Raw genomic sequence first — 2,685 nt, 5'->3', positions numbered from 1 at the left:
TGGGCCACCTTCCGTGTCCCGGTGACCGCGGCCGGACGCGGCGTGGGGCGGCCGCGACCGCCCCCCCCCACGCCGGGGACCTCGGGGACGATCAGCGCCGGAACTCCCGGTTGCCGAGGTGCTGCGGACGCGGCTTGGGCGCGGCGAACGGCTCCTCCAGCGTGTTCTCCACGCTGTTGTAGACGATGAAGATGTTGGAGCGCGGGAACGGCGTGATGTTCCCGTTGGAGCCGTGCAGCAGGTTGGAGTCGAACATCACCGCCGAGCCGGCGGGGCCGGTGATCTGCTCGATGCCGTGCTGCTCGGCCATCCGCGTCAGGTGCTCCTGGCCCGGGGAGCCGACGGTGATGCGGTGCACGCGCAGCGACTCCTTGTGGAAGTCGACCGGCGTCTCGCCCACCGACGGGATGAACGTCTTGTGCGTGCCCGGCATGACCAGCAGCGGCCCGTTGAACGGGTGGTTCTCGCTCAGCGCGATCGAGACGCTGAACGCGCGCGGCCGGGGCATGCCGTCCTCGGCGTGCCAGGTCTCGAAGTCGGAGTGCCAGTCGAACTCGGCGCCGCCGAAGCCGGGCTTGTAGTTGACGCGGCTCTGGTGGATGTACACGTCCGAGTCGAGGACCTGCCGGGCGATGTCGGTGAGCTTGGAGGAGAACAGCAGCTTGGCGAAGACCTCGCTGACCTTCTCGACCTCGAACACCGAGCGGACCCGGTCGGAGTCCGGCTCCAGCACGACACGCTCGCCGGCGCGCAGCACCGGGTCCTGGCCCAGGCGCTGCAGCTCGGCGCGGTAGGTCTCCACCTCGTCCGGGGTCAGCAGTTCGTCGAGGACGAGGTAGCCGCTGGAGTCGTAGGCCGCCAGCTGCTCCTGGCTGAGCGGACCGGGGCCCTGGCCCCACACGGTGGGGTCGACCCGCGGCTGCGGGACGGCCTCCCCGGCGACGCGGGTGGGGTAGAGGTCGGGGCGGAGGGTGGTGCTCATGCGGCGGTCTCCTTCACGGGTGAGGTGGTGGTGTCGGTCGGGGTGTCCGTTGCCGGGTCGAGGGCGGCGAGGGGGCCGATGCGCTGGAGGATCTCGTCGTGGTGGCCCTCTCCCAGCAGGTCGGCGGGGAAGAGCAGTTGTTCGGTGATCTCGGCCGTCCGCCGGCGGGCGTACTGCCGGAGCACCATGAGGATCGAGCGGTTCTCGGCCGACACGCTGGCCTCCACGAAGCGTGCCCCGCGTGCGCGTTGCCGCTCGGCGGCCTCCTCGAAGAGCTTCACGCCGAGGAACGGGATGCCGTGCCGCGGGCTGACGGCGGTCTGCCACACGAAGTAGGTCTCCGGTTCCTCGGGGCGGCGGTAGCCGGTGAGGAAGCCCACGATCTCGTCGTCCACGGTGGCCACCAGGCAGCAGTCGGCGAAGTCGCGGAACCACAGGACGTAGGCGTACGGGCTGTTGGTGTCCAGACCGGGCGTGCTGTCGACCAGTTCCCACACCTTCAGCCCGTCCTCGGGTGTCGGGGTGCGGAAGACGGCCTTGGCGCCCGCCATCTCAGGCCGCCTCCTCGTCGGTGAGCAGGGGGTAGACGCCGTTCTCGTCGTGGTCCTCCTGGCCGGTGACCGGCGGGTTGAACACGCAGATGTAGCGGGAGTCGGTCTTGGGGCGCAGCGTGTGCCGCTCGTGCCCGTCGAGGAGGTACATGGTGCCGGGGGTGATCCAGTGCTTCTCGCCGGTCTCCTCGTTCGTCAGCTCCGACTCGCCTTCGACGCACAGCACGGCCTCGATGTGGTTGGCGTACCACATCGACGTCTCCGTCCCGGCGTACAGAATCGTCTCGTGCAGGGAGAAGCCGACCCGCTCCCTGGCGAGGACGATCCGCTTGCTCTCCCAGGTGCCGGACGCCGCCTTCACATGACGGTCGGTGCCTTCGATGTCCTTGAACGATCGGACGATCACGGGGTGCGTTTCCTCCTAGCTGGTCAGGCGGTTTCCCGGACGGCACGGGCGAGGACGCTGAGGCCCTCGTCCAGCTCGTCGGGGGTCGTGGTGAGGGCGGGCAGCAGCTTGACGACCTCGCCCTCGGGGCCGGACGTCTCGATGAGCAGCCCGAGTTCGAAGGCGCGCCGCGCGACCCGGGAGGCCCGCGACCTGTCGTGGAACTCCAGGCCCCACACGAGCCCGCGCCCGCGGTGCTCCTTGACGTCGGCGAGGTTCTCCGCACGGATGGCGACGAGTTCCCGCTCGACCTGTTCGCCGCGGGTGCGGGTCTGCTTCTCCATCGCGGAGCCGTCGGTCCAGTAGGTCTCCAGGGCGGCGGTGGCGGTGACGAATGCGGGGTTGTTGCCGCGGAAGGTGCCGTTGTGCTCGCCCGGCTCCCACACGTCCAGTTCCGGCTTGAACAGGCACAGGGACATGGGCAGCCCGTAACCGCTGATCGACTTCGACACGGTGACGATGTCCGGCACGATCCCGGCCTCCTCGAACGAGAAGAACGCACCGGTACGGCCGCAGCCCATCTGGATGTCGTCGACGATCAGCAGCATGTCCTGCCGCTCGCACAGCTCCTTCAGCGCCCGCAGCCACTCGGGCCGGGCGACGTTGATGCCGCCCTCGCCCTGCACGGTCTCCACGATCACCGCGGCCGGCTTGTTCAGCCCGGAGCCCTGGTCCTCCAGCAGCCGCTCGAACCACAGGAAGTCCGG

4 protein-coding genes are annotated in these 2,685 nt (G+C 69.7%); all 4 read right to left on the bottom strand.

What is annotated here, in order from left to right; translation table 11 throughout:
- Positions 1-91: 91 nt before the first annotated feature.
- The gene (gene thpD, locus ACZ4U1_RS17835) at positions 92-982 is read right to left on the bottom strand and encodes an ectoine hydroxylase (protein WP_467904224.1); all 891 of its coding nucleotides are present in this window, start codon (positions 980-982) and stop codon (positions 92-94) included.
- Positions 979-1,533 (bottom strand): diaminobutyrate acetyltransferase, encoded by a 555-nt coding sequence (gene ectA / locus ACZ4U1_RS17830; protein ID WP_467904222.1) that lies wholly within the window; start codon positions 1,531-1,533, stop codon positions 979-981. Before ectA ends, thpD begins: the two co-directional genes overlap by 4 nt.
- Before the next feature lies 1 nt (position 1,534).
- A complete protein-coding gene (locus ACZ4U1_RS17825) occupies positions 1,535-1,939 on the bottom strand; it encodes an ectoine synthase (protein WP_467904221.1) in 405 nt (134 codons plus the stop codon).
- A gap of 23 nt (positions 1,940-1,962) precedes the next feature.
- Positions 1,963-2,685 (bottom strand): aminotransferase class III-fold pyridoxal phosphate-dependent enzyme (locus ACZ4U1_RS17820; RefSeq protein ID WP_467904220.1); only part of this gene is annotated, 723 nt, incomplete at its 5' end.

It is taken from the genome of Streptomyces sp. NPDC028928 (assembly GCF_055564915.1).
Note: the sequence above shows the minus strand (reverse complement) of the source record. Positions and strands in the feature narration are given on the sequence as shown.